This is a genomic window from Nitrospira sp., assembly GCA_024760525.1.
In the GTDB taxonomy this organism is placed as follows: Bacteria; Nitrospirota; Nitrospiria; order Nitrospirales; family Nitrospiraceae; genus Nitrospira_D.
Map to the genome: position 1 here is coordinate 318,535 of CP060499.1, position 24,901 is coordinate 343,435.

A 24,901-nucleotide genomic window follows, 5' to 3' on the forward strand; every position below is an offset into this window, starting at 1 on the left:
TCGGGTTATGAAAACGCGCTGAAAAAGGCTTGAGCTTTATGGATGGTCTCCTCGTACTCATGGGTCGGGTCGGAATCAGCCACAATCCCCGCTCCCACCTGCAGATAGCCTTTCCCCTGCTGCATGACGAGCGTGCGAATGAGGATATTGAAATCAAGATCACCGCTCCAGCTGAGGTATCCCATCGATCCGGTGTACGGACCGCGGCGGACCGGTTCCAACTCCTCGATGATCTCCATGCAGCGAATCTTGGGAACGCCGGTAATCGTTCCTCCCGGGAACATGGATTTCAGCAGGTCGAAACCCGTCGCGTGATCCTTCAAGGCACCCTCTACATGTGAGACTAGGTGGTTGACATGTGAATACTGCTCCAACGTCATCAGTTCGTCCACGTGCACGCTTCCAAAACGGCAGACCCGGCCGAGGTCATTTCGCTCAAGATCTACCAGCATGACATGTTCTGCGCGTTCCTTTTCATTGGCTCGCAGCTCGTCAACCAATCGGTGATCGTCGGTGACGTCTCTCCCGCGTGGTCTGGTCCCTGCGATCGGCCTGGTGTCGGCTCGACGACCGTCGAGGCGCACAAGCCGCTCGGGGGAGGAACTGATGAGGCGAACCGCATCGAACCGGAGCAACCCTGAGAAGGGAGAAGGGTTCAAAGTCCGCAGACGGCTGTACGCCGACAAATCGGCTTTTATGTCTCCCTGAGAAAGCGCTTCACAGCTCACGTTGAAACGGTGTGAGAGGTTGGCCTGGTATATGTCCCCGGCTGCGATGTACTCCTGGCAGCGGCGGACACTCCTCATATAAGCCGACTGATGCTGCTCAGGTGTGAACGTGAGGTTGCCGAGGTCGCCATCATGCGCCTCGACACGGTTGGGTCCGGTTAACTGGGCTTCGAAAGCGGCGAGGCGATCCTTCCCTTCACGAAGAAGCTTTTCCCGAGGCTCGCCCAAAAACCGTTCCAGCGGCGGGCAGAACATCAGCACCAGATGGCCGAGTTCATGGTCCACGGCTGCGACCAGATCGAAAAACGCGAATTCCAGGTCCGGACAGGCAAAGTCATCGAAGGCCAACGAGGGCAACTTCTCGAACTGGCGGGCAAGATCATAGCTCAAGTAACCGACCGCTCCGCCGAAGAACGGCGGACCTTCAGGAGGGCGAACGATCTGCTGACTCCGTATAAGATGAGCCAGACGTTCAAACGCGCCCAGTCCCGTTTTCATGTGGCCCTGGGTTGAGCGTTCCACGAACTGTTCAGCTGTTCCGGACAACCTGAGATAGGGATCGCTGGCGAAGTAGGAATATCGCCCCATGACCCCGCTGCCGTTGCCGCTCTCAAACAGAAATGACGGGTGCCGAGTCGAGGCGGTTTTGGCGTACAGCTCGAAGGGGCTGGCCGAAGGGCTGGGGCGCGTCACGATGAGAGGCGACGGAGGTCCTTGCAAAAATGAGATCGACGATGGGGCGGTCCGCCGCATGTTCAATGACTTCCTTCTGTCAGGAATGCGAGCTCACTATACCGCAGAGATTTCTGGTGGGATAGGGCTGTAACGGCTTGACATTCCTCACGGAGTTTTGCTTAAATTGCACGCCCATCAACGGCAGAGTTCTGCTCACGTGCTCTCGCCTCCCATGGGTCTTAGATGGCCCCTTCACAAGATCCCCTTTACGCGGGGCTCGGCCAAGCGGTCCGGATCGCAACTGATCTGCTCGCTGCGCTCATTGTCGGGGGTGCGTTGGGGTGGGTCTGCGACACATACCTCTTCAATTCTACCCCTTGGGGGATGATCGGAGGTCTGGTGTTAGGCCTTGGGACAGGGATGAGGAATGCATATCGATCGGCCCAGCGGTGGAAGACATAGTATCGATCAGTAAGGAAAACACAAAGCATCATGGAAGAAAGCCCGCTCCATCAATTCGAACTTCAGAACTGGATTCCGATTTCGCTAGGCGGATTGGACATTTCCATTAATAAAGCCGTCGTCTTCATGTGGATCGTCGTTGCGGTGGCGGCGGTGCTGATGGTGATGGCAGGATCGGCTCGTAAGCTGGTGCCCGGAAAGCTGCAAAGCCTGGCGGAGATGATGGCGGATTTCATTCGCAGCATGATTATGGATACGATGGGTAAAGACGGGATGCGGTTTTTCCCTCTCATTGCCACACTGTTCATCTTTATTCTTTTCAGTAACCTCATTGGGCTGATCCCCGGCAGTTACACCGTCACGAGTCAGGTCGTCGTAACCGCGGTGTTTTCCTGCGTGGTCTATGGGCTCAGCTTGGCCATCGGATTTTATTTACATGGGGCGAAGTTCCTTGGCATCCTTGTTCCGCCCGGCACGCCGGGATGGCTCGTGCCCTTGATGATCCCGATCGAGATAATCAGTCAATTGGCACGACCTGTGTCACTGGCCGTCCGGCTCTTTGCGAATATGACGGCGGGCCACGTCATGCTTGCGGTTCTGTTTGGCCTGACGATCGGTGGCGGGTTGTTGATCGGATGGTTGCCCTTTACCTTTACGGTGGCGATCTACGTATTGGAATGTGGTATCGCGTTCATTCAAGCCTATATTTTTACGATATTGACCTGTGTCTACTTGGGCGACGCATTTCATTTGCACGGACATGATGAGCACGCGCATTAGCGCGTGCGCGTTTAGACAAGGGAGGAGTAAGCCATAATGGATTCAGCAGCAGCAGGGTTGATCGGTATGGGATGTGCGGCGGCAGGGTTTGCCGGGGCCGGTGTGGGGATCGGCTACATTTTCGGGAAGATGATCGAAGTGGTGGCCCGTCAGCCTGAAGCAGAGGCTCGCGTCACGAAGTATATGTGGATCGGCTTCGCGTTGGTGGAAGCCATTGCCTTGTACGGCTTGGTCATTGCCTTCATCATCATGGGCTTCCGCAAATAACCGTGCCGAGCGGTGAATGCCCGGTGCTGAAGAGCACTCGGCGCTCAGGACTCAGCACACAGCACTTAGGTTAAATTATGCCTCAGTTTGAATCGCATTTTTTCTCTTCCCTGATCTTCTGGGAAATCGTGTCGTTCGCGATTTTGTTTTTTGTGCTCTACAAGTATGCCTTTCCGGGCATCCTGAGCGTTCTTGAAGAGCGCGAAAAGAAAATCAAGGACAGCTTGGATCAAGCCGAGCTTCATCGAACAGAAGCCGAGCGCCGGTTGAAGGAATATGAAGCCAAACTCAGCGCGGCGGGGAAAGAGGCGGAAGCCATCCTTGCCACCGCGAAGGAACGAGCCCAACGGCTTCTCGATGAAAACGAGCAACGGCTGACGGCAGAGGCGGAACGAATCAAAGGGGAAGCCACGCGTGAGATCGAGCAGGAACGGCGCAAGGCGCTTCAAGACATTCGGACCCAAACGACCGAGCTTGCATTGATGGTAGCCGAGAAAGTGGTGCAGCGGAGCTTGACTGAGGCCGATCAGAAAAAGTTCGCAGACGAAGCGCTTGACGCGCTTTCCAAATCCTATGGGCGATAACGTCACGTAACTTGAGGGTGGAGTCAGCTCAGCGTGACTCCACCCGCCCGATACCCTTCCAAATCGACGGTCACGAATTTAAACCCCAATTCCTTCAATCGTGCGCTGATTCTGGCGCATCGGGCTGCTTCCATGAACCGCGGCAGTTCGTCTTTCGCTACTTCAATTCTGGCGATTTCACCGTGGTTTCGGACTCGAACATGACGGAATCCCTCGTGTTGGAGCACAGCTTCGGCTCTTTCGACTCGGTTCAAGTGTTCGCTGGTAATCACGATCCCTCGCGGGATTCTCGACGAAAGACAGGCTGCGGCGGGTTTATCCCAATTTGAAAGCCCAAGTTCCTTGGCCAGGATGCGGATGTCGGGCTTCGACAGTTCAGCCTCGACGAGCGGGCTTCGGACTCCCCATTGCCGGGCGGCGTTGATGCCGGGACGGTCGTCACCGAGATCATCAAGGTTGGTTCCGTCCACGACATACGCGGCTGCCTTGGACTCTCGCAGACTTCCCAGAAGTTGGTACAGATCCGTCTTACAGTGAAAACAGCGATTCGCGTCATTCTTGACGAAGTCGTCGATGGCCAGCTGATCGGTTTGGACCGTTTCATAACGGGCACCGATTTCCTGGGCGACCCGCTCGGCAGTTTCCAACTCGATCGACGGGAACGTCGGAGAGACGGCCGTGATACCGACTGCCTTCTCATGGAGCTGCTCGTGAGCGACCTTCAGGACGAAGGTGCTGTCGATTCCACCGGAATACGCGACCACCACCGAGCCCATCTCTGTCAGGAGGGTTCGGAGCCGATCAAGTTTGCGCTGGAGAACAGCCGATGGCATGGAGTGGACTTCAGGCCGTCTAGTGGCGGACTTTCGCCTTTGTGATGTTGCCGACGACAACAAGCGCGTAGTGTTGAGGATCCAGATACTGTTTCGCCACGCGCAGTACATCGTCCTTTGTCACTCGTTCGATCCACTTTGTGTACTGACTGAAATAGTCGAACCCCAGCCCAAAAAACTCCACTTGCGCCACGACCTGCGCCAACTTGGCAGTGGAATCCAGCCGCAACGGGAAGCTGCCCATCAAGAAGGATTTGGCCTCAGCCAATTCCTGATCGCTGACCGGGGCCTCCCGAATAGCCTTCATTTCAGCTAAGACACCGCTGATGGCTTGGTTTGTGGTCTCGGTTCGAGTCTGAAGATTGATCCAGAAAGAGCCTGGCATCGCCCGAGCGTCGTAATGGCTCATAATGCCGTACGCGAGCCCCTGCTTGTCCCGAATGGAATCCATGAGACGCGAGGAAAATCCACCGGCACCCAAGATATGATTCATCACGGTCACGGCGTAAAAGTCCGGGTTGGTTCGACTGATTCCGGGGTGACCCAGCACTATCGTGGATTGCGTCAAATCCTTCTCAATGAGCTGCACGGCCTTCTTGTCGATGGCGGCCGGTTTCCTGACCGACCTGGTCGGCCCGGGACCTTTCTTCCAGGATCCGAAATGCGTCTGAACGAGCGCGGTCGCTTGTTCGACCGTCACGTCACCGACGATCGTGAGGATGACTTGGTTGGGGAGATACTCTTTAGCGTAAAAGCTTTGGACATCCGCTAACGTGATCTTGTTCAGTGTCTCCTCGGTCCCGTTCACCGGCCAACGATAGGGATGATTCTGGAAGACCAACTGATTGAACGCCTTAATGGCGACGTGCCCGGGATCGTCATTGTCGCTGACAATTTCCCCAAGGATTTGTGAGCGAACCCGTTCAAATTCCTGCTTGGGAAATGCCGGATGCTGAAGGATGTCGGCAAGGAGGATGAAGCCGAGGTCGATGTCCTTTTTGAGGGTGCGTGCCGATGCCGTCGTGAAATCTTCGCCCGCTTGGGCTCCCAGCGAGCCGCCGACAAAATCAATCTGCTCAGCCAGCTGTTTAGAAGATCTCGTTCCTGTCCCTTCGTCCAGGAGGCTGGCGACTAAATTCGCCACACCTGCTTTGTCCGGTGGATCTTGCGCGGAGCCGGCCTTGATGAGGGCATGAATTTCAACGATCGGGAGAAAATGCTGTTCCAACACCAACACGGTCATCCCGTTCGGGGTGACGAATCTCGCCGGGGAAATGTCCGCCGCAAACCCTGTCGTCGTGACGCAGGTCAACAACGCGGCACACAAGACCCATCCTAACGCACCTCTTCCAGCGCTTCCTCGGACAGATGACTGATCGGGAGAGCAGCGCGTTTTGGTTCTAGAATCGTTACCCATGGTCGACTAAGACTTTCCTTCGTTGACCGCTGTGGGATTCGATTCGGGGGGCTTGGACGGCGTGGGAACGAGAATGCCGACGGTCCGATTGTCCTGGGTGAGGTATTGCTTGGCGACGCGCTGGATATCCTTTGCGCTCACGGCGCGAATGCGCTCCACGAATTGATCGATCCGCCTCCACCCGGCGCCGACGGACTCCGCTTGCCCCATCAACATGGCATGGCGGAAATTCGAATCCTGCTCGAAGACGCGCGACGCTTCCACCTGATTCTTGGCCCGCTGAAGCTCCAGATCAGACGGCGGCTCATTCTGAAGCCGCACGATCTCGCGCTGCAAGGCTTCTTCGACCGCTTCAACCTTCGCACCGGGGTTCACCAATGAGTAGAAGTAGAACAGGCCGGGATCTGTCTGCAACAAGCTGTACTCAGCCCCGACCGCCAAGGAGTTTTTCTGCTCATAGACCAAGCTCTGGTACAGACGGGAGCTTTTCCCATGCGAAAGGATCGATTCGAGGATGTCGAGGGCATAGGAGTCCTCGCTCGAATAGTTGGGCACACGAAATCCCATCATGACAAACGGCACCTGCGCTTCCCGTTTGAGGATGAAACGGCGCTCACCTCGTTGGTCCGGTTCCTGCGGCAGGGCTTGCTTAGGCGAGGGGCCTCTGGGGATCGGCTCAAACAGATGCTTGATCGTCGGAAGCAAGGCGTCGGCCTTGATATCGCCCACGACGATCAGGGTTGCGTTGTTAGGGGAGTAGAACGTGTCGTAGTGGCGCTGTAGGTCTTCAAGGGACATCGCGTCGATATCGGCGAACCAGCCGATCACAGGCCAATGATATGGATGGCTGAGGAAGGCTTGGGCAAACAGGGCTTCAACCAGCGCCCCCTGCGGGTCGTCCTCGGACCTGAGCCGGCGCTCTTCTTTGACGACTTCACGCTCGGTCTGGAATTCGCCGTTGTCGAGAAGGAGGCCCTGCATCCGATCGGCCTCCAGTTCCAAGGCCAACCCGACACGATCAGCCGCCACATTCTCGAAGTAAGCGGTGAAGTCTTGGCTGGTAAACGCGTTGTCGATCCCGCCGTTTTTTCGGACGATGCGGGAAAATGACCCTTTGGGATACTTTGCCGTGCCTTTGAACATCATGTGCTCGAGCATGTGGGAGAGTCCGGCCCGGCCCATGACCTCATTTCGAGAGCCGACTCTGTACCACACTTGCACCGTGGCCACCGGAGCCTTGGGGACCTCAATCAGCAGTACTTTCATGCCGTTTGAGAGTTGATATTCGTTTGGTTCAGCTCCCATCGACAAGGAGGTCGAGCCCAAGACGAGCAGGGCCCCAAGAATACGGGTAAACCAATAGCGTTTGGAAGATTGTCTGATCATGATGTTTGTCGAAAAAACCATGCTAGCAACGAGTTTCAATGGGTGTCAAGGTAAGGGAGGTTCGGTTGCCGGAGAGATCTCCGAGTTGTCCGCAGGCGCCGAATACGTCACGTCCTCGGCTCTTGCGAACGAACGCATCGAGTCCGGCGTCGCGGAGGACGGACTGAAAACGAAGGATGTCCTGTTCCGATGGGCGATGAAAAGGACTGCCTGGAAATTCATTGAACGGAATCAGATTGACCTTGCACCGTATGGATCTCAGCAACTGTACCAGGCGACGGGCATCAGCCGAGTGATCATTTACGCCTGCCAGGAGAACATACTCGAACGTCAGTCGCTGATGGGAAGCGAGCGGATAGCGACGACACGCCGCCAAGAGTGACCTCAGCGAGGCGATCTCGCTTGCGGCAGGCATCAGTTCTCGCCGCTGTTCTTCAGTCGTGGCATTGAGCGAGACGGCAAGATTCACACCGAGCGCCGCGACTTCCTTCAGGCGGGACGCCAGTCCCGCCGTTGAAACCGTGATGCGTCTGCGCGACCACCCAAGGCCCCACGGCTTATTGGTCAGACCGGTGACTGCAGCCTTGAGCGTTTCCAGATTGGCGAGAGGTTCTCCCATTCCCATGAAGACGAGATTCGTGATGCGTTCATCGGAAGCCAGTACATCCTGGGCGCTCAGGATTTGGTCGATGATTTCGTGAAGCTTGAGGTTTCGTTTCAGCCCCATTCTTCCTGTCAGACAGAATCCGCAGTCCAACATACAGCCGACCTGCGTCGACACACACAGCGTCAGCCGTTCTTCATCCGGGATCAGGACGGCCTCGATCGTCATTCCATCCTCGAGCCCCAACAGCAATTTCCGCGTTCCATCCTGGGACCGCAGGACTGTGACGTGAGCTGAGCGACCGATGGCGGCAGAGCGAGACAACATCAACCGATCGGGCATAGCGAGGTCGGTCATATCGGTGATAGCCCGTACCCGACGTTGATAGAGCCAGCGCAAGATTTGCTTGGCACGATACGCCGGCCAGCGCTGCCCGCAGACAAACTTCTCCATCTGAAGCTCGGTGAAACCCAAGAGAGTTGTCGATGTATTCGAATGGGTCGTCGGCATGTCGGGCATCGCGTCCTCGATCACAGGAGCCTACCATAGCGGGAGCTGAGCCGCATACGGCCTTAGGCATCACCGGGCTCGAAACTTCTTCCATTGCGGACGGCCCTGTATATAATGAACGCGTGTGAATGTCGGTGAGTCTTCATGAGAGCCTATACTAAGGTTCATCCCATAGTCGGTGTCGGCCTGGTGTTGGCTGTAGGGCTGGCAATTGCGTTCAGCGGTTTGTTCTCACGCGACGCGCATACCGCGCAGGTCGCCACACCGGAACAATCAAATACCGATACCTGTCTTTCGGCAGAGGACTGTTTTCTGGCTGCGGTCTGGCCGAAGGAACGACTCGGCAATAGCTTGACGAAGGATCAAGTTGTGGCCTTGAGGCTGGAACGTCTCCGAAAGGTGATGGAGGGATTTCCTGCTTCGCAGTGGGCCAAACGTGCCGGGTTGCTGTCCGGTGTCATTCTGGTAGAACGGAACCCTGCAAGCGCACTCTCTTACCTTCGGGCGGCCCAACGGGACTTTCCTGTGCTCGACGATTATATTCGATTCTGGATCGGCGAGGCCTTGCTGCATGCGGGTGATGCCAAGGAAGCAGCCGATATGTTTGAAGGCGTGCCGCTAGCGGTTCCCGATTCCAACCTGCTCAACCAAGTCGCGCTTCGTGCCGGGGAAGCGTGGTACCACGCTTCCAACTGCTCTGCAGCCGTGGCCTGGCTTGTGAAAGCAGTCAATGGGAACGACAAGGATCCACAGATCGCTCAGGCGTGGTTACGGTTGGCCACGTGTTATCTTCGAGAAAATCAACTGACCGAGGGGCGGGAAACGCTGAAGCAACTCTGGGTCAAGTATCCCCAGACCAAGGAGGCCAAGGAAGCCGAAACTCTACTGGCAACCAACATCGGGGGCGAGTCTTGGACAGCTCCAGCCGACACGCATTATGCGCGGGCGCAGGCATTCTTGGCACAGTCGCTCCATGTGGAGGCGATCGATGAGTTGAAAAAGTATATCGCGCGGGAACCCTCCTCTCCAAATCGCTGGGACGCCAAACTCAAATTGGGTATCGCCCAGGTTCGGCTCAAGCTGTACGATCAGGCGCGCGACACGTTTTATGCACTGACCGAGGAGCAAGGCCCTCGGGCCGACGAAGCCACTGTATGGTTGGGGAGGGTCTATCTACGGCTGGGACTGGGAGACAAGCTGTTGGATCTTTGCCGCACGCTGCCGAAGCGAACGCTGACTCCGGAACAAAAAGGGCAGATCAACATATTTGCGGGGATCTGGCTGGAGGACCAAGCACGGTTCGATGAATCGATTGCGAAGTATCGACTCGTTGCCAAGTCGGGAGACCCGCTGTCGCAACGGACGGAAGCACAATGGCGGGAAGGGTGGGTGCTCTACCGAACGGACCGCCATCGTGACGCGATCCGTGTATGGCAGCAGATCGTCGATCAGAAGGACAGCGACTTTGAGCCGCAGGCGCTGTACTGGATCGCCCGTTCCTACGGCCGTGTCGAGGATGCGAAAGCAAAGGAAGTGTTCGCGCAGCTTTGTCAGCGGTTTCCCTTCACCTACTATTGCCAGTTGGCGCGTGAACAATCGGGCTTGTCGACCGCCGGTAAGGCGGAAACGGAGCCCTCCCCGATCTCAGCCGCATCCACCCAGTCCGCATCGGAGATATCTTCAACGTCGGTTCAAGATACTCAGACGCATAGTCGGGCGCAAATCGAGCTGCAGTCGGCATACCGGCGGGCCGTCGAACTCAGGACACTTGGTCTCGATCAAGATGCCGCGCGAGAGCTCGCCGCGTTGACGGATCGATATAGTCGTGACCCCGATGTATTGGCCGCCTTATCGATGATGTTGAACGAGGTCGGCGCGTACCATCATGCGTTGCGCCTGGTACGTTCTCGGTTCCGAGAAAAGTTGGAGCGAACCGGCGGAGTGATTGCCGACGGTCTCTGGAGTGCGGCCTATCCGACCGGATTGCTCCCTACGATCAAAATGTTGGGAGCGAACGGGGTTGACCCGCTGCTTGTTGCGGCGATCATTCGAGAGGAAAGTCAGTATGATTGGAGAGCTGTGTCTCGTGTCGGCGCCATCGGATTGATGCAAGTCATGCCGGCCACCGCCAATGCGGTGGCTCAACAGCATCGCCTTCCGAGCCTATCGAGGGAAGATCTGTTCGATCAAGAAATCAACATCCGGATCGGAGTCCGGTATGTGGAGCAACTGCTCACGCAGTTTTCCGGCAATGTCGTCCAAACGATCGCTGCGTACAATGCCGGACCGATCGTCGTGGGAAATTGGGCGGCGACCTATCGCGGGCGGAGCGAGGATGAGTTTGTTGAGTTGATCCAGTATCAAGAGACCCGCCAGTACGTCAAACGGGTGCTTCGCAGCTACAAGGAATATCTGCGTCTCGCTGGGATTCAACGATCCATTTCTTGACAAGATATTGTGAAGTTTTTATAGTGCACCACAATTTATAGGGCCTAAACAAAGAGGAGTTGCAATGTCGTTGGATCGACTTGATGCCCTGGAAACTCGGATTCGTGACTTGGTGAAGCTGGTTCAAGAGCTCAAACGAAAGAATGCGCTATTGGAAGATGAGATCAAGACGGCTCGCCAGCGGTTGGTCGCTCAAGACGATGTGAATCAACGATGGGAAAAAGAACGGATCGATATCAAAGCGCGAATTGAGAAAGTCATGAATGAGATCGAGTTGCTTGAATGTGTCGAGGAGCCCAAGGAGGTGGCCATTGACTAAGACTATCGATGTCGAAATTTATGGTCAACGGTACGCAATCACGGGTGATGGCGATGATGCTTATATCCGACGGCTGGCCCACTTTGTCGACGATCATATGAAACATTTGGCCGAAGGGATGAAAACGACGACCCCGACGAAACTCGCGGTGCTGACAGCCATCAATCTTACCCATCAGCTTTTTGAATCTGAGAAGAAACGAACGCAAGGGGAAGCCGATGTCGAACGACGGATGGTCACGTTGATGGAGTCCATTGATGAGCAGATGCCGACGTCACTCTTTCGATAGGGGATTCGCCTTGCTTTCCGAGAGTCCCTTTGTTATCGTATAGATAGGTGGGTGTATCGATGGGTAGGAAAAGGATGACATCGTAGGATCGTTGATTATTTGGAAATGAGCGTAGTGAATATAAGAGAGAACGTTTTACTGATGGGGTACGAAGAGTCAGTACGGTGGATGCTCATGGTCGTGGGGGTGTTTGGTCACGGGTTCCTAAGTGCTGCGCGCCGACCACTTGCCCAAAATACGGATAACCGGCAGCTGCAAGCCGGGCGAAGTGAGTACCTACCGTCCATGCCTGGTTCAGTAACTGGCCCTCCTCAACGACTGAGAGATCAACATCGACAGCCGTGGAGAAGCGGACAGAGAAGTGTGTCGGGTATGGTATCGTGCCCTGACAATCTCTTATGTTTCCAGACGCAACGGTTCGCAGTCTCCTAAGTCCCTTCCATCCTCACCCCACATTGTGATTCGTGCCCACTTATGCTGGATCTGTTCGTGTGTGCCATGCCGGGTTTACTAGATTTCGCCTGGCGCTTCTAAGAAGGGGGTGACTCCCATTTCAACCTCAATAGTCGTCTACGTCATACTCTCAGGAATCATCGGCGCATTGATTGGTGCAGGGATATTTGAGCTTCTGCGGCGCCGCATGACGGGGGCCAAACAAGCTGAGGCGGACGAGTTGGCCAAGCAGGTTGTGCAGAATGCGCAACGCGAGGCGGAGACTGTGCTCAAGGAAGCCAAATTTGAGGCCAAGGACCTCGTGTTTCAAGCGAAGTCCGAATTCGAGCAAGAGCAGAAGGCGAAGCTTGGTGAACTCTCGGCGATGGAAAAGCGTGTCATTCAACGAGAGGAAGGGTTCGATAGAAAGCTCGCCGCCTTGGAAAAGCGCGAAAATGATGCGCGCAAGCGCGAAGCGGATTTTACGAAACGAGAAGAGGGGCTCGTGGCCAAGGAGTCTTCCTGTGCCAAGGCTGAACGCGAGCATCGCGACGCGTTGGAACGGGTGGCCGGCATGACGGCGGAAGAGGCTAAAAAACAATTGATTGTCGAGATGGAGTCGCAGGCGAAGCTGGATGCTGTCGGGATTGCTAAACGAACGATCGAAGAAGCCCGTGAGAATTCCGAACGGGAAGCCCGGGAAATCATTACCACGTCGATTCAGCGTGTCGTGCGCGACTATGTGTCGGAGTCCACGATCTCGGTGGTTCCCATTCCGAATGATGCCATGAAAGGTCGGATCATCGGTCGGGAAGGGCGGAATATCCGTGCGCTTGAGGCGGCGACGGGCATTGATCTGATCATCGATGAAACCCCTGAGGCGGTGATCATTTCAGGGTTTGACCCATTGCGGCGCGAGATTGCGAAAGTGTCGCTGGAACGGCTGATGCACGATGGGCGTATCCACCCCACGCGAATCGAGGAGATCGTCGAAAAGGTCAAGGTCGACATCGACAAGCTCATGTACGAGGAGGCGGAGAAGATCATTTTTGAGCTGGGGCTCTCGGATTTTCACCCGGAGTTGATCAAAGTATTGGGTCGCCTGAAGTATCGAACGAGCTACGGGCAAAACAACCTCTATCATGCCCGCGAAGCCTCCTACATTTGCGGGATCATGGCCTCGGAGTTGGGCCTCGATGTCAGGTTGGCTCGGCGTGGAGCCTTGCTTCATGATATCGGCAAGGCGGTCAGCCATGAAGAAGAGGGACCGCATGCCATGTTGGGGGCCGAGATCGCCAAGAAATACGGAGAATCCCCCCAGATCGTCAATGCGATCGCCGCGCATCACGAGCAGGTGGATCCGATCTGTCCGGAGAGCGTGCTCGTGGCGGCTGCAGAGGCCTTGTCGGCGGCTCGCCCAGGGGCCAGGCGGGAAGCGCTCGAATCCTACGTGAAGCGTTTGGAAAAACTGGAATCACTGGCAACCGGCCACAAGGGAGTGCAGAAAGCCTATGCGATCCAGGCCGGGCGCGAAATTCGCGTGATCGTGCGACAGGAAGACATCACCGATGCCGAGTCGTTTCAACTGTCGCGTGAACTCGCGAAGAAGATCGAACAGGAGTTGACCTATCCAGGGCAGATTAAAGTCACTGTGATTCGGGAAAGCCGATACGTGGAATACGCCAAATGAAGGTTCTATGTATCGGGGACATTATGGGAGAGCCGGGCCGCCGGTCTGTCGCCCGGGTGGTGCCCCGCCTGATTGCGCAGCGCCAGATCGATGCGGTCATCGCCAACGGTGAGAACGTTGCGGGAGGTTTCGGGATCACGCCGGATCTGGCCGAGGAACTCTTTGAAGTGGGCATTTCGGTCATCACGACCGGAAACCACGCCTGGGATAAGAAAGAAGCGGTCGATTACTTCTCTCGCGAACCCCGCGTCTTGCGTCCCGCCAACTATCCGGCGGGAGTCCCGGGAAACGGTCACGTCGTCATTGAAACTGCCGGCGGGGAACGGCTGGCGGTGCTGCAGTTGATGGGCCGGGTCTACATGCCGACGATCGATTGCCCGTTTCAGGTGGCGAAACGTGAGCTCTCGCGGTTGAAGCGAGAGACATCGGCGATCATCGTCGATATGCATGCGGAAGCCACGTCTGAAAAAATGGCCATGGGGCATTATTTGGACGGGGAGGTCGCGGCGGTCGTCGGCACGCATACGCACGTGCAAACGGCCGATGAGCAAATCCTTCCGAAGGGCACCGCATATATGACGGACATCGGAATGACGGGACCTCTCCATTCGGTGATCGGAGTCAAGAAAGAATTGGCGATCGAAAAGTTCTTGACCGGCATGCCGAGACGCTTTGAAGTGGCCTCTGGACCGTCGGTGTTTTGCGCGGTGTTGCTCGATCTCGATCCCCGCTTGGGCAAGGCGATCGCGTTTGAACGAATCCGCCTCATGGATTAGGGTGGAACACGCAAATAGGCTGGGGTCTGCATGTCTGCGGTGGCTCAGCTGTGATCATTGAGTACCTCGCAAGCGTCAAAGGAGAGGACTCACGAACACCTATTCTCGCTCATCTCTATCATCTCCCGATATCCCCTCGAGGCAGGTCCTCACCGTCTCGGAACTGAACGCCATGGTTCGGGCTTCCCTCGAAGCTGACTTTCCCGAGGTGTGGCTCGAAGGGGAAATCTCGAATCTTCGCGCGCCGGGCTCCGGGCATGTGTACTGTACACTGAAGGATCAATCGAGTCAGGTTCGAGCGGTGCTCTTTCGTTCGGTCGCGCTTCGTCTGCGATTCGATTTGGAGGATGGATTGCATGTCGTCGTGCGGGGGCGGCTCTCTGTCTACGAGCCGCGCGGTGAGTACCAGGTCATTCTGGATCACCTTGAACCCAAAGGGCGTGGCGCTCTCCAGCTGGCGTTTGAACAGCTGAAGCATCGTCTTGAGTCGGAAGGGCTCTTCGATGGGAAGCGCAAACGAGCATTACCGGTGTTTCCTTGGACGGTCGGAATCGTGACCTCCTTGACCGGAGCGGCGGTTCGAGACTTGATCACCGTGTTGCACCGTCGGTGTCCCGTCTTGAGGATCGTCATCGCGCCTGTGCAGGTACAGGGTGCCGGATCGGCTGAGCAAATCGCCTCAGCCATTCATGCGTTGAACAAACTGGGCTTTATCGATGTGATGATTGTGGGGCGAGGCGGTGGTTCGATGGAAGATCTGTGGAGCTTCAACGAAGAAGTCGTCGTGCGAGCCATTGCCGCGTCGCGGATTCCGATCGTGTCGGCGGTTGGTCATGAGACGGACGTCACGCTAGCGGATTTTGCGGCAGACGTACGGGCGCCGACGCCATCGGCTGCGGCTGAAACGGTTGCTCCCGTGTTAGCTGAGGTCGTAGCCTGCCTAAGCAGGCTCACCACCCAATGTCGGCAGGCTATCAGCTCGCAGTGCCTGGAACACAATCAGCGCCTTGACCTTCTGCTCGCCCATCTGGTGAATATCCGGTTCAGAATTCTCAAGGAAGCCCAACGTGTGGATGGTGCGGTGGCGGGCATGCGAGAAGCCGTGCGTGCCCAGCTGAAGGAAGCGATGGCGAGCGCGCAAGCATGGACCCACGTGCTGATGTCGAAGAGCCCTGCCATCCAAGTGCGCCGGGATATGGTGATCATTCCACAACTACGATCACGGTTGATGGGGGCGGTGAGCCACGGACTGAAATGGAGGGCGCAGCAGGTCCATGCCTATCTCGGCAGATTGAACGGTTCGAGTCCGCTTGCCATCCTAGATCGAGGCTATGGGATCCTCGAGACGGCGCAGGGGCGCCGGGTCATTCGGGATGCCCGGCAAGTCTCTGTCGGAGAAGAGATCCTGGCACGTTTGGCAAGGGGCCGGCTACGCTGTACCGTCGAGGAAGTGACGCCGGACCCGTCGGTTTAAAAGCGAACCAAGACCTCGTTATAATGGCCCTCGTTGCTGCGTAAAGGAGAGCATTGTGGCTGGAGTGAAATTTGAACAAGCGATGGCCAGACTGGAAGCCATCGTGGGGGAATTAGAGAAGGGAGATCTGCCGCTGGATGAATCGCTGAGGATTTTTGAGGAAGGCATCCGGCTGTCCAAGAATTGTCTGAAAGTATTGGAAGACGCCGAACGGAAAGTAGAGGTTCTCGTTCAGGACAAGAATGGAAAGAAGCAGTTGCGCGCCTTCACGTCCGATGACCTCGACCTACAGAGTTCCGCAGAGGATTCATAACCGGTCGATCGTCTGATCACCGTTTGGTTCTCATTCGCTCCCCTGTTCAATTCGATGGGTACGAAAGCACGACTCGAGAAAGATCGTTGTGACCATGTGCTGGCGGCCCAGGGATTGGTGCAGAGCCGGGATGCCGCAGCCCGCCTCATTCTTGCCGGAAAAGTCAAAAGCAACGGCGTGATCGTCGATAAGCCGTCCAGGATGATTCCTGTCGATGCGTCCATTGAGATTACCGGAGAGAGTACGCCGTTTGTCAGCCGAGGCGGTGAAAAACTGACGGCAGCGCTGGATTCCTATTCGATCGTCCCCCGGGGCATGATCTGTCTCGATGTCGGATGCTCGACCGGCGGGTTCACCGACTGCTTGCTGCAGAGAGGGGCTGCAAGGGTGTATGCCGTCGATGTCGGCTATGGTCAGTTCGATTGGCGACTTCGGCAAGACCCGCGCGTCGTGCTGATTGAGCGAACCAACATTCGCTATATCGCGCGCTCTGCCATAGCGGAACCGGTTGACCTAGTCGTCGTGGATGTTTCCTTTATCTCTCTGACGAAAGTCCTTCCGCCCATCACTCAATTTCTGCGATCGCAAGCCAGAATCATCGCCTTGATCAAACCGCAGTTTGAAGTGGGGAAGGGCCAGGTGGGTCGAGGCGGCGTCGTACGCGATGAGATCCAGCGAACGGAGGCCGCTCAGAGAGTCGTACGGTTCGCGATGGAAATGGGATTACGGCCGGTGGGGACCATGGCGTCTCCGATCAAGGGGAAAAAGGGAAACCAGGAAATATTAGCAATCTTTGAGTACAACGCCCCGTTTCATGGTATGTAAGGTGTGTCGCAATTGCCGAGACAGATCAATCAGGAGGGCCAATGAAAGTACTCGTGACGGGCGGCGCAGGGTTTATCGGGTCTCATGTGGTGGATCGACTGGTCGAAGAGGGACATCAAGTCGTCATCGTCGACAATTTGTCCACCGGAAAACGCAAGAACGTCAACCGCGCGGCGAGTCTGTATAAGACCGACATTACCAGCGGGCGTCTTGAACGGGTCTTTCGCAACGAACGGCCCAACATTGTGCTGCATCTCGCCGCCCAGATCAGTGTGCGCAACTCGGTGGCCGATCCGGTGTTCGATGCACAGGTCAATGTCCTGGGAACCATGAACGTGTTGCAGCAAGCCGTTCGGTACGGATGCCGAAAGGTCGTGTTCTCCTCGTCCGGCGGTGCGATCTATGGTGAACAGGAAACATTCCCAGCCGCTGAGTCCCACGTGAATAACCCGCTGTCACCCTATGGGATCAGCAAACTGTGCGGTGAGCATTATCTGTCCTACTTTCAACGCACAAGCGGCATTCCAGTGGTCAGTTTACGGTACGCCAATGTGTATGGACCGCGGCAGGATCCCGAGGGAGAAGCCGGCGTCGTTGCCATCTTCATTCAGAAGATGTTGAACAATGAGCAACCCATCATTAATGGAAATGGCCGTCAAACGCGAGACTTCGTGTTCGTCGATGATATCGCTGAAGCGAACCTGGCCGCCATGGGTCAGGACGCGCATGGAGTCTACAATGTCGGCACAGGGACCGAGACATCCGTGAACGAGCTGTTCCGCGTGCTTGCCGATCTCACCGGTTCCGGCGCCAAGGAAGTCCATGGGCCGGCCAAGCCGGGTGAGCAGCTCCGAAGCGTGATCGATCCCTCCAGGATCAAACAGGAATTAGGATGGGAGGTCAAAGTGGATCTCGCCGACGGGCTCAAGCAGACAGTCGAATTCTTCCTGGGGAAAAAGTAGGCGGCGCTTCTGCCACCCGTCACCTCCGTCTCGGGAGAGTGAGGAGGCCGTCGGGCGCTGACTTTAACTGTGCCAGGATCCGGCTGAATCAGTATCGAGGAACCGACCCATCGACTTGAACAGACCAGGCATCGATCCCACCGACCAAGTTCTTGACGTTGGCAAATCCCTGCTGAAGAAGAAAGCCTGTCGCGTCGCCGCTCCTCATCCCGTGGTGGCAGTACGCGATAATTTCGGCATTCTTGTCCAATTTTGACATTGAGTTGGGCAAGGTCCCAAGTGGAATCAGGATGGAATTGTCCAGCTTGGCGAGCTGATTCTCCCAAGGCTCTCGGACATCCAAGAGTATCAGCTTATCTCCATTATCGATTCGGGCCTTCAATTCCTGGGGGGTAATGGCAAAGTTCATGTCACGTCCTCCTCATGGCTGGAGCGATCATAAGCGACCGGAGAAAAGGCTGTCAAATGCGGAATGGTAAGTGTGTCAGTGAGATGTGTCATGAAGTCTGTCGTGGACTTTCTTGCAGGCCGAACCGTCGCTTGTGTTCCAAGAAGGTGAAGCTTCTCATGCGATTACGCCGATTGATTACTCTTGTAAACTAAGATGAATTAGCTAAGTGCTACTTGACGCCTTACTCTGGAGCAGGTAGCTTTCTCCCATGGCTGGTCCCGATCTCGACGAGATAGGTCCTTGGTCTGAAGTAAAGCTCGACATCGTACGCGAGTACGCGCAGGCCTATTCCCAAATACTTGCGGCTCAAAAAAGCCCGCGACTCCATCATGTGTATATCGATGCCTTTGCAGGAGCTGGGGTTCATCTGTCTCGCTCAACCAAAGAATTCGTGCCAGGTTCGCCTCTCAATGCTCTTAACGTAGACCCGTCATTTGCAGAATATCATTTTATCGATATCAACCAAGCGCGTGTTGGATCGCTGCAACAAGTGGCTCGGCAACGGCGGAATGTGTTTGTATATGAAGGCGACTGCAACCAAGTTCTTCTGGAAAAGGTTTTTCCCAAAGTGCAGTTTAAAGATTACCGCCGCGGACTTTGTTTGCTCGATCCGTATGGGCTGCATCTTGATTGGCAGGTGATCTATACTGCCGGGCAGATGAAATCGGTCGAAATATTTCTGAACTTTCCGATCATGGATATGAATATGAACGTGCTCAAGCGCGATTCAGAATCTGTTCCATCTGAACAGGTCGAAAGGATGACTCGATTCTGGGGTGATGAAAGCTGGAAACTGGCCGGATACTCAACAACCGGCAATCTTTTTGGGTATGAAGAAAAGACGGACAATGAAGATGTGACAAATGCCTTCAGAGAACGGTTGCTCAGCGTGGCTGGTTTCAAACATGTTTCTAAGCCTCTTGCCATGCGAAACTCACGAGACGCGGTTGTTTATTATCTTTTCTTTGCTTCGCCCAAGCCGGTTGCTCTTGAGATTGTCAGGGATATCTTCAAGAAACATGAAAGAAGGCTTTAGGGATAAAAATGGCAGGTCTCTCAAAAATTGAATGGACGGAGGCGACGTGGAATCCGGTGACTGGTTGCGACAAAATCAGTCCAGGGTGCAAGAACTGCTATGCCGAGCGTCTAGCTCTTCGTCTACAAGCAGCGGGCACAAGGCAATATAAAGATGGGTTTGCTCTCACGCTTCACCCTGAATCTTTGGACGTGCCCCTTGGGTGGAAAAAGCCAAGAGTTATCTTTGTGAATTCGATGAGCGATTTGTTTCATAGGAATGTTCCCATTGAGTTCATCAGAGAAGTCTTTGACGTGATGCGGGCCGCACCACAACATCAGTTTCAGATCCTCACAAAACGGGCAGATCGGCTTGCGGAATTAGACCGAGAACTTCCGTGGTCTGACAATGTGTGGATGGGTGTGAGCGTCGAGAGCGAAGATTACGTTCGACGCATTGAGCATCTGAAACAAACAAGGGCAAGAATTAAGTTTCTCTCTCTTGAGCCTCTATTGGGCCCCTTATCACATCTTGAGTTGAAAGGCATTGACTGGGTGATAGTTGGGGGAGAGTCCGGCCCTTATGCACGTTCCATGAAACCACAGTGGGTTCGTCAAATACGAGCCCAATGCATTGAAGCCAAAGTCCCTTTCTTCTTCAAGCAATGGGGAGGAGTATTCAAGAGTAAGACTGGCAGGACGCTTGACGGCCGAACCTGGGACCAAATGCCAAAGGTAGAGAGGTTACAACCAGAAGAAAGCCCTAGAGCGCTTGTTACCTCGGCGATCCGCTAAAAAGACATTCAATTCTGACTGTTTCAAAAAGAAAAGCGCAATGGTAGCAGAAGGACAACGAAGACCAATTTAGGGCTTGTATCAAGGAACGACGATCCTTCGGCACTTGATTTCTTCCCGTTTGTTATCCTTCCTTCGCTCGATCAACAAGTCGTCAGTCCCAGACGACATGCCCTTAGGCATACCGCATACGCCGGGGATGTATTCTTTAGTAAGAGGCAGAAGCAGTATTTCGCTTCCGTGCTCGATGAAGCGCACTCTCGTGCCGAGCTTGATACCGAGTTTTTCGCGGAGGCGAGCCAGAATTACGATCCTGCCTCTCGTTGTCACATGAGCAGTGTCCACCAACTCCTCCATACAGAACATGAATCCAATAGTCAGGGAATATCAAATTCCCATCGCCCTCGTCGATCGGGAAGCGCGAGCGCCTGATCGAGATGGCTGATGAAGTCTGCCCGTGGAATTTCCTCCGCGCCGAACCGGGTGACATGAGGGGAAGATTGCTGGCAGTCGATGAGCTGAAAATCCCAGTCCCGGAGCTGTTGTACGAGCCTGACCAGCGCCACCTTTGACGCATCGTCGACGACGGTGAACATCGACTCGGCAAAGAAGGCGCCACCCAGCGCCACACCGTAGAGGCCGCCGACCAAACATTCACCGTGCCATGTTTCAACGGAATGGGCGAAGCCGAGTTCGTGCAGCTGCGTGTAGGCGTCCAGCATGGCACCGGTAATCCACGTCCCACCACCGGGTGATTGAGGGCGTGGTCCTGCGCACTGTTCCATAACCCTCCGAAAGCTGGTATCGAGGGTGACCGTAAAGACGTTCCGACGAAGGCTTCGGTTGAGACTGCGTGGGACATGAAGATGTGCGGGGAATAACACGGCGCGGGGGTCCGGCGACCACCACAGAATCGGTTCATCTTGGTTGTACCAGGGGAAAATACCCTGCCGATACGCTTCGAGGAGCCGGGCAGGGCGGAGATCACCCCCCACAGCCAGCAGGCCTTCGGGCGATGCCTGATTGACCGATGGAAAACGAAGATCGTGCTGTTTCAAGCGGAACATCGTCACGTACGATACGCCAAGCGAGGCAAGACGGCTCTGTCAGAAGCAAGATGAATCGGGCAATCACTCTTGCGGCTTCTCGGCCGCCGCCAGGATGGGGCGGAACATCGGATCCGCATCGAGCACCGCCTTCAATAATTCGCTGTGGAGGAAATAACGCCAGACCTCGTCGTCTTTCCCAGGGATTGCATCAAACCAATGCTTGGCCTCGGTCAGGTGCCGTAACATCTGTCCCTTGTCCCCATAGTCCGGCATAAAAATCATGCTGTAGGCCATCGTGTATTCCGAGAGAAACTTATCGATCGGCAACTCGGCGATGGCCGACGACGCGCGCGCATCTTCGTAAGCCCGCTGGCTGTCGGGATCGTGCACATTCCGATTCCAGGCCACTTTGTTGATACGCGACCAAGCGAGCTGCACAAGCGCCTCGGCTTTGGGTGTCATTCGGTCGGCCGGAATATCCTTGACCAGTGCCTCAAACGTTTCGATCATCGGACCTTGATCGTTGTTCCACCGATAGGCCATGCCGAGCCGGAAGCGGTTATCCAGCTGTTCAGGATGGGTTCGAGCGAGGGTTTCCAACGCGGGCAACAACCGGTAGAGAAAGTCTGCCGGGGTCGGTTGCGAGAATCCACCCATCTCCATCGCGTTCGAGAGATCCAGGCGGCCGGCGGCTGCATAGATATTCCAATAAAACTCGCCCACGGTCAGGGAGAGCGCCGGATCCTTAACGATCAGTTTGTGATTCTGGGCGGCCTCGCGAAGCAAGACGGCATAGAGATTTTTGGTCAGGACCATCAGGGCGTCCATCTGATTCGGGTCGATAATCAGGATGCGATTGAGCATGGCGACTCGATCGCGCAACTCGGGAAACGTTGCCGCACGAGCTGCCGCTGCCGTCAGCGTTCCGGGCTGATCGTCGGGGCCCCACCAGGCGATGGACTCGGGAAGGGGGCGGCTCAGTTCGGTCGTGAACGGGATCTTCTCGGCAACCATGCCCGGCGCTTCGGGCCTGGAGTCCAGGGGAAGATGGGAGACGGCGGTGTCTTGCGGGAAACCGTGTTTTCTGAGTCCAGTGAAAACCACCCATCGAGTCGTGATGGATTTCACTGCGCGTCGCTCCCGTTTAATCGTGTTCGTCCAGTGGACGATGCCCGGCCCGTACGTAACCGGCGATGCCAGTGCGTCGTGATAGTGGACGGTCAGATCAACCGCAGTGGTCGGGACGCTGATGACTTTCCCATTCGGCTTCAGTCGGAAGGATCCGTTTGGGATCGAGCGGCTGTTCGTCACGGTGAGATGAAGACCCGTTCCGGGAGGCGAGACCCCAAGAACATCCATCACAAAGGCAGAGGCTTGAGTGCGGGGCAACTCGTCTCCGTAAAATGCCAGAGGACCCGTACTTGGCCAGAGGACGTTCAATCCGACATCCGACCGCTTCAAGAGCGGCGCATGGCCGGCAGTCAGCGTCTGCCAACAACCGTCGTACGAGGGATCGGCTGCAGGGGAATGCTTGGGGCCGGCCGCCGGAACCGTCACGAGTTTATACTGGCATGCGAAGTCCAGTTGCCCGGCCGTGATCCTGTCGCCTTTGGCGATGGCCTCGGTATAACGAAGGGCCGTGTCTATGGCGGCCTTGTGGGCGGCCCTGTTCTCCTTCGTCTTTGGAGGAGCATTGGATACGGCAGCGGCAAGATCCGGCGCAGCTGCACCGAGAACCGTGAGCAGTCCCGAGAGGATCAAGATTCCATAGAGTGTGCGCATATTCATGACGAAAAAAGAAATGAGGTGTTATAGATTACCGTGTTTGGGCGGTTTGAAGGATCTTTCGGCGCATGAACGCCCGCTCGGCCGTGGATAACGTTGGTACCTGGCTCCGGCGACAGAGCGACACGATCTGACGCAACGACGCAACAAAGGTCTCACAATTCGGACAGGCCCCCAGGTGCCGGCGAATTTCCCGGCCAATACTTCCGGAAAGTTCGTCATCGATATAGGCTGACAGCTTGCGAAGGATATTCGAGCATCGGCTTTTCCCGTGATCGTGCCGGTGCCGAGTCGCTGCGGAAAGCTGTTGCCTCCCATACGCGCTACGTTTGGCCATCGAGAGCGAGTCCTCCACAAGCTACGTCAGTCGTGTTCATGGTCGGTGAACGCCTGATCAAGACCCCGCGCGCTGAGTTGACGGCGCACAAACAGTCGCGCTCGGTGCAGGCGTGATTTGACCGCGCGTTCATTCAAGCCCATGATGGTCCCTACTTCTTTTGCGCTCAGCCCTTCCATATCACGCAGCACCAAGACCATTTTGTACTTCTTCGGCAACTGGCTGATCGCGGCATTAAGGGCCTGCCGTAATTGCTTATTCTGGAGCGCTTCTTCGGGACTGAACCCATCGATCGGGATCTGCAGACGAAACTCACCATCGGATGTGGGGATGAATTCCTCGAGCGACAGCTCCCGTTCCGGAGCCCCTTTTCGTTTTCGCCGCATGCGCAAGCACGCCCGTGAGGCGATGGTATACAGCCATGTCGAAATCTGCGCCTCACCACGGAATCTGTCGAAGCCTCGATAGGCACTTAAAAACGTCTCCTGCACCAAATCCTTTGCGGCTTCCGGCTCGCCGCACAATCGGTGAGCGAAGCGATATATCAGGTCTACATGATCTCTGTATAGAGTATCAAAAGTCTTTGCATTTCGGGAAGGAAGCGAGGATGAGGCCGGCGGACGGCGAGTGGTGGAAGATGCGCCCATAAGCAGCGCAGTCTACGGGGGGATGGAAAAGAGAGTCAAGACGAAGACGAGACACGGAAGAACTACTTCAGTCGGTGAAATTCTACGACGCTGCCGTGTGCGTCGAGCTCCACCGTGATGGGGGTCCCTTCCCTTAGCCCGTCCAGTGCGGTCTTTCCTGGATCGGTGGGGAAGGTCTGTTCTCCGCTCGGAGTCCAGAGTCTGACGCTGGTTCGGTCTGGAGCGGCAAATGCCAACGGACCGGTTACAAAACGACGGACCGGAGCAGGATCGCTGGGCGCGGAGAGATCCGTCACGACGTGATGGTCATGCATATGCAACGTCATGGTCTGTCCGACCTTGGGATTTTTGATGCCGATGTTGGCGTTGACATTGATGATGCCGATGGGAGTTCGGAAGAAAATGAAGTTGGATTTCAGTTTTGAGACGGTGCCGGTCAGCAACACGTGTGCACCGGATCCGCTTGCGCCGATCTGACCAATCTGAAGGTCGAATTGAAGGTCATGGACGCCGATGACGGTGTTTGTCTCATCAACTTCAACCGTGACGGGATCGCCTTCTTTACGGGTCGCGAATGCCCGTTCGTGGCCGCCCATGTGGAATGCCTTTTCACCGTCAGGCGTCCACCACAGCAATTTCTTTTCATCCTCATCGCTTCGTTTAAACGGTCCGCTCAGATAGCGGTGGACAAGCATCCCATCGGTTCGCTTCACGATATCGATCGCAAGATGGTTTTCATGGACCCAAAAGGAGACTTCCTGCGAGGCCGGGAGGGCTTTGAGGGTGGTCTTCGAACTGAGTGAAAGCAGCCCAATCGGTGTCCTTAGAAAGACAATGCCCGGTTTGGCTCGCCAGACCCGGCCTTTGAGTGTGATGGACGGGTTCACCTCGCTGACGGCAGCAGGGCTACTGGTCGGAGGTTCTGTGGCGGTCTCGGGCTGACCCGACTCCTCTGATTCAACCGGCGCCTCGTCCTCGGCAGGCGCCGTATCGGACGAAGGCTGCCCCTCCTCTTCCACCGCCAGGCACAATCCGGTCATACCGAGACT

27 protein-coding genes are annotated in these 24,901 nt (G+C 55.9%); 15 read left to right on the forward strand and 12 right to left on the reverse strand.

Annotation, left to right across the window (positions count from 1 at the left end; genetic code table 11):
- Window positions 1-5: 5 nt before the first annotated feature.
- Window positions 6-1,481, reverse strand: coding sequence for an anthranilate synthase component I family protein (locus H8K04_01485; protein UVT16266.1), 1,476 nt, complete (start codon window positions 1,479-1,481; stop codon window positions 6-8).
- A 165-nt stretch (window positions 1,482-1,646) separates the two neighbouring features.
- On the opposite strand from H8K04_01485, the gene H8K04_01490 reads away from it, so the two are divergent.
- The 4 genes from H8K04_01490 to atpF all read left to right on the forward strand — a co-directional run bounded on the left by H8K04_01490 (window position 1,647) and on the right by atpF (window position 3,496).
- Entirely contained in the window at window positions 1,647-1,865 is a 219-nt protein-coding gene (locus H8K04_01490) for an AtpZ/AtpI family protein (protein ID UVT16267.1), read from the forward strand.
- A gap of 30 nt (window positions 1,866-1,895) precedes the next feature.
- On the forward strand, window positions 1,896-2,645 hold the full coding sequence (locus tag H8K04_01495) for a F0F1 ATP synthase subunit A (protein UVT16268.1): 750 nt from the start codon (window positions 1,896-1,898) through the stop codon (window positions 2,643-2,645).
- Between the two features lie 36 nt (window positions 2,646-2,681).
- Complete coding sequence (atpE, locus tag H8K04_01500) at window positions 2,682-2,912, forward strand: ATP synthase F0 subunit C (GenBank protein UVT16269.1); 231 nt, start codon at window positions 2,682-2,684, stop codon at window positions 2,910-2,912.
- 77 nt (window positions 2,913-2,989) lie between these two features.
- Window positions 2,990-3,496, forward strand: a complete 507-nt coding sequence (gene atpF / locus H8K04_01505) for a F0F1 ATP synthase subunit B (protein ID UVT16270.1) — start codon at window positions 2,990-2,992, stop codon at window positions 3,494-3,496.
- Window positions 3,497-3,519: 23 nt separating this feature from the next.
- Here atpF and larE read toward each other — a convergent pair whose 3' ends face one another.
- The 4 genes from larE to rlmN form a co-directional block, all read right to left on the reverse strand.
- Window positions 3,520-4,329 carry an ATP-dependent sacrificial sulfur transferase LarE gene (larE, locus tag H8K04_01510; protein UVT16271.1) on the reverse strand — a complete coding sequence of 270 codons (810 nt, stop codon included), beginning with the start codon at window positions 4,327-4,329 and terminating at the stop codon, window positions 3,520-3,522.
- Window positions 4,330-4,348: 19 nt separating this feature from the next.
- On the reverse strand, window positions 4,349-5,746 hold the full coding sequence (locus H8K04_01515; protein ID UVT16272.1) for an insulinase family protein: 1,398 nt from the start codon (window positions 5,744-5,746) through the stop codon (window positions 4,349-4,351).
- Between the two features lie 6 nt (window positions 5,747-5,752).
- Window positions 5,753-7,051, reverse strand: coding sequence for an insulinase family protein (locus tag H8K04_01520; protein ID UVT17826.1), 1,299 nt, complete (start codon window positions 7,049-7,051; stop codon window positions 5,753-5,755).
- A gap of 103 nt (window positions 7,052-7,154) precedes the next feature.
- Window positions 7,155-8,255 carry a 23S rRNA (adenine(2503)-C(2))-methyltransferase RlmN gene (rlmN, locus tag H8K04_01525; GenBank protein UVT16273.1) on the reverse strand — a complete coding sequence of 367 codons (1,101 nt, stop codon included), beginning with the start codon at window positions 8,253-8,255 and terminating at the stop codon, window positions 7,155-7,157.
- A 135-nt stretch (window positions 8,256-8,390) separates the two neighbouring features.
- Here rlmN and H8K04_01530 point away from each other — a divergent pair, with 135 nt between their 5' ends.
- From H8K04_01530 to H8K04_01570, 9 genes are all read left to right on the forward strand, one after another.
- Window positions 8,391-10,694, forward strand: coding sequence for a transglycosylase SLT domain-containing protein (locus tag H8K04_01530; protein UVT16274.1), 2,304 nt, complete (start codon window positions 8,391-8,393; stop codon window positions 10,692-10,694).
- 64 nt (window positions 10,695-10,758) lie between these two features.
- Entirely contained in the window at window positions 10,759-11,013 is a 255-nt protein-coding gene (locus H8K04_01535; GenBank protein ID UVT16275.1) for a hypothetical protein, read from the forward strand.
- Window positions 11,006-11,302 carry a cell division protein ZapA gene (locus tag H8K04_01540; protein ID UVT16276.1) on the forward strand — a complete coding sequence of 99 codons (297 nt, stop codon included), beginning with the start codon at window positions 11,006-11,008 and terminating at the stop codon, window positions 11,300-11,302. The genes H8K04_01535 and H8K04_01540 overlap by 8 nt, the downstream gene beginning before the upstream one ends.
- A gap of 541 nt (window positions 11,303-11,843) precedes the next feature.
- Complete coding sequence (gene rny, locus H8K04_01545; GenBank protein UVT16277.1) at window positions 11,844-13,424, forward strand: ribonuclease Y; 1,581 nt, start codon at window positions 11,844-11,846, stop codon at window positions 13,422-13,424.
- On the forward strand, window positions 13,421-14,200 hold the full coding sequence (locus H8K04_01550) for a TIGR00282 family metallophosphoesterase (protein ID UVT16278.1): 780 nt from the start codon (window positions 13,421-13,423) through the stop codon (window positions 14,198-14,200). Before rny ends, H8K04_01550 begins: the two co-directional genes overlap by 4 nt.
- Window positions 14,201-14,372: 172 nt before the next feature.
- A complete protein-coding gene (gene xseA / locus H8K04_01555; protein ID UVT16279.1) occupies window positions 14,373-15,674 on the forward strand; it encodes an exodeoxyribonuclease VII large subunit in 1,302 nt (433 codons plus the stop codon).
- Window positions 15,675-15,729: 55 nt separating this feature from the next.
- Entirely contained in the window at window positions 15,730-15,987 is a 258-nt protein-coding gene (gene xseB / locus H8K04_01560) for an exodeoxyribonuclease VII small subunit (GenBank protein ID UVT16280.1), read from the forward strand.
- A 54-nt stretch (window positions 15,988-16,041) separates the two neighbouring features.
- A complete protein-coding gene (locus H8K04_01565; protein ID UVT16281.1) occupies window positions 16,042-16,812 on the forward strand; it encodes a TlyA family RNA methyltransferase in 771 nt (256 codons plus the stop codon).
- Between the two features lie 41 nt (window positions 16,813-16,853).
- A complete protein-coding gene (locus tag H8K04_01570) occupies window positions 16,854-17,774 on the forward strand; it encodes an SDR family oxidoreductase (protein UVT16282.1) in 921 nt (306 codons plus the stop codon).
- Between the two features lie 88 nt (window positions 17,775-17,862).
- Here H8K04_01570 and H8K04_01575 read toward each other — a convergent pair whose 3' ends face one another.
- Window positions 17,863-18,183: a rhodanese gene (locus H8K04_01575; GenBank protein ID UVT16283.1), complete on the reverse strand. Its 321-nt coding sequence runs from the start codon at window positions 18,181-18,183 to the stop codon at window positions 17,863-17,865.
- Window positions 18,184-18,433: 250 nt separating this feature from the next.
- Here H8K04_01575 and tcmP point away from each other — a divergent pair, with 250 nt between their 5' ends.
- Window positions 18,434-19,261, forward strand: coding sequence for a three-Cys-motif partner protein TcmP (gene tcmP / locus H8K04_01580; protein ID UVT16284.1), 828 nt, complete (start codon window positions 18,434-18,436; stop codon window positions 19,259-19,261).
- A gap of 8 nt (window positions 19,262-19,269) precedes the next feature.
- Window positions 19,270-20,034, forward strand: coding sequence for a phage Gp37/Gp68 family protein (locus H8K04_01585; GenBank protein UVT16285.1), 765 nt, complete (start codon window positions 19,270-19,272; stop codon window positions 20,032-20,034).
- 81 nt (window positions 20,035-20,115) lie between these two features.
- Here the strand turns inward: H8K04_01585 and H8K04_01590 are convergent, their stop codons facing one another.
- The 6 genes from H8K04_01590 to H8K04_01615 all read right to left on the reverse strand — a co-directional run bounded on the left by H8K04_01590 (window position 20,116) and on the right by H8K04_01615 (window position 24,892).
- A complete protein-coding gene (locus tag H8K04_01590) occupies window positions 20,116-20,379 on the reverse strand; it encodes an AbrB/MazE/SpoVT family DNA-binding domain-containing protein (protein UVT16286.1) in 264 nt (87 codons plus the stop codon).
- Between the two features lie 32 nt (window positions 20,380-20,411).
- Window positions 20,412-21,101, reverse strand: coding sequence for a leucyl/phenylalanyl-tRNA--protein transferase (locus H8K04_01595; protein ID UVT17827.1), 690 nt, complete (start codon window positions 21,099-21,101; stop codon window positions 20,412-20,414).
- Window positions 21,102-21,164: 63 nt separating this feature from the next.
- Window positions 21,165-22,871 (reverse strand): hypothetical protein, encoded by a 1,707-nt coding sequence (locus tag H8K04_01600; protein UVT16287.1) that lies wholly within the window; start codon window positions 22,869-22,871, stop codon window positions 21,165-21,167.
- A 28-nt stretch (window positions 22,872-22,899) separates the two neighbouring features.
- Window positions 22,900-23,205, reverse strand: coding sequence for a zf-HC2 domain-containing protein (locus tag H8K04_01605; GenBank protein UVT16288.1), 306 nt, complete (start codon window positions 23,203-23,205; stop codon window positions 22,900-22,902).
- Between the two features lie 26 nt (window positions 23,206-23,231).
- Window positions 23,232-23,852, reverse strand: a complete 621-nt coding sequence (locus H8K04_01610) for a sigma-70 family RNA polymerase sigma factor (protein ID UVT16289.1) — start codon at window positions 23,850-23,852, stop codon at window positions 23,232-23,234.
- Window positions 23,853-23,914: 62 nt separating this feature from the next.
- The gene (locus tag H8K04_01615) at window positions 23,915-24,892 is read right to left on the reverse strand and encodes a hypothetical protein (GenBank protein ID UVT16290.1); all 978 of its coding nucleotides are present in this window, start codon (window positions 24,890-24,892) and stop codon (window positions 23,915-23,917) included.
- Window positions 24,893-24,901: the final 9 nt, after the last annotated feature.

Excerpts from the sequence above, each read along its gene's own strand:
- H8K04_01485 (UVT16266.1), bottom strand. The coding sequence starts at position 1,481 with ATGCGGCGGACCGCCCCATCGTCGATCTCATTTTTGCAAGGACCTCCG.
- atpF (UVT16270.1), top strand. The coding sequence starts at position 2,990 with ATGCCTCAGTTTGAATCGCATTTTTTCTCTTCCCTGATCTTCTGGGAA.
- H8K04_01600 (UVT16287.1), bottom strand. The coding sequence starts at position 22,871 with ATGAATATGCGCACACTCTATGGAATCTTGATCCTCTCGGGACTGCTC.
- H8K04_01495 (UVT16268.1), top strand. The coding sequence starts at position 1,896 with ATGGAAGAAAGCCCGCTCCATCAATTCGAACTTCAGAACTGGATTCCG.
- H8K04_01610 (UVT16289.1), bottom strand. The coding sequence starts at position 23,852 with ATGGGCGCATCTTCCACCACTCGCCGTCCGCCGGCCTCATCCTCGCTT.
- atpE (UVT16269.1), top strand. The coding sequence starts at position 2,682 with ATGGATTCAGCAGCAGCAGGGTTGATCGGTATGGGATGTGCGGCGGCA.
- H8K04_01535 (UVT16275.1), top strand. The coding sequence starts at position 10,759 with ATGTCGTTGGATCGACTTGATGCCCTGGAAACTCGGATTCGTGACTTG.
- H8K04_01575 (UVT16283.1), bottom strand. The coding sequence starts at position 18,183 with ATGAACTTTGCCATTACCCCCCAGGAATTGAAGGCCCGAATCGATAAT.
- H8K04_01550 (UVT16278.1), top strand. The coding sequence starts at position 13,421 with ATGAAGGTTCTATGTATCGGGGACATTATGGGAGAGCCGGGCCGCCGG.
- xseA (UVT16279.1), top strand. The coding sequence starts at position 14,373 with ATGGTTCGGGCTTCCCTCGAAGCTGACTTTCCCGAGGTGTGGCTCGAA.
- H8K04_01615 (UVT16290.1), bottom strand. The coding sequence starts at position 24,892 with ATGACCGGATTGTGCCTGGCGGTGGAAGAGGAGGGGCAGCCTTCGTCC.
- H8K04_01605 (UVT16288.1), bottom strand. The coding sequence starts at position 23,205 with ATGGCCAAACGTAGCGCGTATGGGAGGCAACAGCTTTCCGCAGCGACT.
- H8K04_01595 (UVT17827.1), bottom strand. The coding sequence starts at position 21,101 with ATGTTCCGCTTGAAACAGCACGATCTTCGTTTTCCATCGGTCAATCAG.
- H8K04_01520 (UVT17826.1), bottom strand. The coding sequence starts at position 7,051 with ATGGGAGCTGAACCAAACGAATATCAACTCTCAAACGGCATGAAAGTA.
- H8K04_01490 (UVT16267.1), top strand. The coding sequence starts at position 1,647 with ATGGCCCCTTCACAAGATCCCCTTTACGCGGGGCTCGGCCAAGCGGTC.
- larE (UVT16271.1), bottom strand. The coding sequence starts at position 4,329 with ATGCCATCGGCTGTTCTCCAGCGCAAACTTGATCGGCTCCGAACCCTC.
- H8K04_01585 (UVT16285.1), top strand. The coding sequence starts at position 19,270 with ATGGCAGGTCTCTCAAAAATTGAATGGACGGAGGCGACGTGGAATCCG.
- H8K04_01570 (UVT16282.1), top strand. The coding sequence starts at position 16,854 with ATGAAAGTACTCGTGACGGGCGGCGCAGGGTTTATCGGGTCTCATGTG.
- H8K04_01515 (UVT16272.1), bottom strand. The coding sequence starts at position 5,746 with ATGGGTAACGATTCTAGAACCAAAACGCGCTGCTCTCCCGATCAGTCA.
- H8K04_01530 (UVT16274.1), top strand. The coding sequence starts at position 8,391 with ATGAGAGCCTATACTAAGGTTCATCCCATAGTCGGTGTCGGCCTGGTG.
- H8K04_01565 (UVT16281.1), top strand. The coding sequence starts at position 16,042 with ATGGGTACGAAAGCACGACTCGAGAAAGATCGTTGTGACCATGTGCTG.
- rlmN (UVT16273.1), bottom strand. The coding sequence starts at position 8,255 with ATGCCCGACATGCCGACGACCCATTCGAATACATCGACAACTCTCTTG.
- tcmP (UVT16284.1), top strand. The coding sequence starts at position 18,434 with ATGGCTGGTCCCGATCTCGACGAGATAGGTCCTTGGTCTGAAGTAAAG.